This window comes from Deinococcus sp. (assembly GCF_018260405.1).
In the GTDB taxonomy this organism is placed as follows: domain Bacteria; phylum Deinococcota; class Deinococci; order Deinococcales; family Deinococcaceae; genus Deinococcus.
Genome location: NZ_JAGLBG010000193.1, coordinates 1 through 1,895, shown reverse-complemented (window position 1 = coordinate 1,895; position 1,895 = coordinate 1). Strand labels below are relative to the sequence as shown.

Below are 1,895 nucleotides of genomic sequence, written 5' to 3'. Positions count from 1 at the left end.
CCCGTGAACAGGGTTTCGGGCGCGAGGTGCAGCGCCGCATCATGCTGGGCACCTACGCGCTAAGCAGCGGCTATTATGACGCCTACTACAGCAAGGCCATGAAGGTGCGCCGCCTGATCGCCGGGCGCTTTGCCGCTGCGTTCGGGCAGTACGACGTGCTGGTAACGCCCACCAGCCCCTTCCCGGCCTTCAGGCGCGGCGAGAAGACCAGCGATCCGCTCGCCATGTACGCTGCCGACGTGGACACGGTCGCTATCAACCTCGCGGGAATTCCGGCCCTGAGCATCCCCGCCGGATTCGAGGAAGTAGGCGGCGTGCGCCTGCCGGTCGGCGTGCAGCTGATCGCCCCGGCGCTGAAAGACGAGCTGCTCATCAGCGTCGCGGGCGGTCTGGAGGGAATCGGAGCGGTCAAGCTGGCGAACCCTCAGCTTTAAGAGCCTGCCGGGTAACGCCTGCATCATCGCCCCGAGTGAAACGAGTGAAAAAGAAAGAGCAGGACGTAGAATGAAGGGGGTGGCGGTGTTTTTCCGAGGTGCCCATCATTAGGAGAACTGCTCTAACCGGAGTGCGTATTACACTCCCGGACAGGGGAAAGGCTGCGGGTTTCGATAAGCCGATTTAGGCGCTCCTCACCCGGTTGTGCGGCGGCGGTTTCAGACTGCAAGTATGCTCGATAACATTCTGAATACCGTAAAACGCAGCGCCGAGCGTGTGCAGCGCCGTGGCGAGGAAGTGGCGCAGGTGGCCCGCCTGAAAATGGAAGTCTTTCAGCTGACCCGTGAACTCGACGGTCACTACGCGCGGTTGGGCCGGGCTTACCATGCCGGGGCCGAGCTTGACCTGCTTCAGGGCGTGCGCGAGGATATTCGCCGCACTGAAGAAGACATCCGCGCCCGCGAACGCCTGATCGACGAACTGGGTGTCACGCCCGATGAGGCGGCGGGCCACGAGCAACCGGAGCAGTCTCAGTCTCAGCCGGGAAACTCGGCTCAAATCCTGCCCGGCGTTCCCCAGGTTCAGACTTCCGGTGCAGCCACCCCGCCCAGCAACTTCCCGGCGGCGACGACCGGAATGCCGCTGGTCACACCACCCAACAGCACCCTGAGCAACAGCCCACAGTTTACCGGGCAGCCTGGCGACGCGAATTCGGCCCCTCACGAGGACTCCTGAACTTCGGCCAGTCGCCAGCCCGTCACGCCAGGTGCGGCAGGCCGTATGAAACCGGCCCCAGCAGCTTTCCTCACCGCCGGGGCCGGTTTTACTGTGGTTCAGAGGTCGCGGCGGCTAAAGCGCCACATGGCCGCCGCAACGGCCAGCGCTGTGAGGGCAACACTCCACACGATCATGCCCGGAGTCATGGCCTCGGTGCCGAAAAACGGATTGGCCCCCCGGGTCGCTTCCCCAAGCTGGCGCAGAATGGGAGGCTGCAAATAGTAACTGGCCCCCAGCCACAGCGAATTGGTCGGCATCAGGATATTGGCGGCGCGGCCCAGCGTGGTCAATGTGGGCGTATCGGAAAAGGCCCCGATGGTGCTCAGGATGCCCCCGGTAAATCCCGCGCCGTACAGCACGAACACGCCGATGCCGTTGGCAAGGGTGCTAAACAGGGTGCTGCCCAGTACCGTCAGCGCCGTAAGCAGAGCCACCGCCAGCAGCAGTAAAAGGACGGCGGGCAACCCGGCGGGCGGCACGTATCCCGTAATGGCGTACACGCCCCCCAGCAAAGCGACGGACAGCAGCAGCACGTATCCGACATTGACCAGCGTAAAGCCCATCCAGCGACCCAGCACCAACCCGGCGCGGCTGACCGGGCGGGCGATGATGCTCTGCATAACGCCGCTTTCCAGGTCGCCGCTGATGGCCCCAACGGTAGAAAGCACCGCCATCAGCGAGCC

Annotated in this window: 3 protein-coding genes; 2 read left to right on the top strand and 1 reads right to left on the bottom strand. The window is 64.2% G+C overall.

Translation table 11 applies throughout. The annotated features are described in order from the left end of the window. Together QZ269_RS12975 and QZ269_RS12970 are read left to right on the top strand one after the other, a co-directional pair. A partial coding sequence (locus QZ269_RS12975) for an amidase family protein (protein ID WP_291427116.1) occupies positions 1 to 434 on the top strand: 434 nt, incomplete at its 5' end. A gap of 232 nt (positions 435 to 666) precedes the next feature. After that, entirely contained in the window at positions 667 to 1,170 is a 504-nt protein-coding gene (locus QZ269_RS12970) for a hypothetical protein (RefSeq protein ID WP_291427115.1), read from the top strand. A gap of 98 nt (positions 1,171 to 1,268) precedes the next feature. Here QZ269_RS12970 and QZ269_RS12965 read toward each other — a convergent pair. Further along, a partial coding sequence (locus QZ269_RS12965; RefSeq protein WP_291427114.1) for an ABC transporter permease occupies positions 1,269 to 1,895 on the bottom strand: 627 nt, incomplete at its 5' end.